The sequence below is a fragment of the Pseudomonas sp. FSL R10-1350 genome (genome assembly GCF_009600525.1).
GTDB lineage: Bacteria > Pseudomonadota > Gammaproteobacteria > Pseudomonadales > Pseudomonadaceae > Aquipseudomonas > Aquipseudomonas helleri.
Map to the genome: position 1 here is coordinate 1 of NZ_WIVR01000262.1, position 229 is coordinate 229.

General features: G+C 50.2%; 1 protein-coding gene. It reads right to left on the reverse strand.

What is annotated here, in order from left to right; translation table 11 throughout:
* Window positions 1–94: 94 nt before the first annotated feature.
* A partial coding sequence (locus GHO25_RS26020) for a transposase (protein ID WP_150759814.1) occupies window positions 95–229 on the reverse strand: 135 nt, incomplete at its 5' end.

Sequence of the window (229 nt, forward strand, 5' to 3'; positions counted from 1 at the left end):
GAGTCGGTCGACGTGTTCGCCATCAACGTGTAGCACTGAAAGGAATCCCCACGACATGACCGAGACCGACACTGAGAAAACCGGCTCTTCGCATTTAAGGGTGTAGCTGATTTCTAAACCCTCCTGACTTCAGCAAGCACCTGGCTATGTAATTGGTTAAATTTCTAAAGCCCAAGGCGGTACCTCGTAAGTGCTCAAGTCGCCCGTTGATAGCTTCTGTTGGACCGTT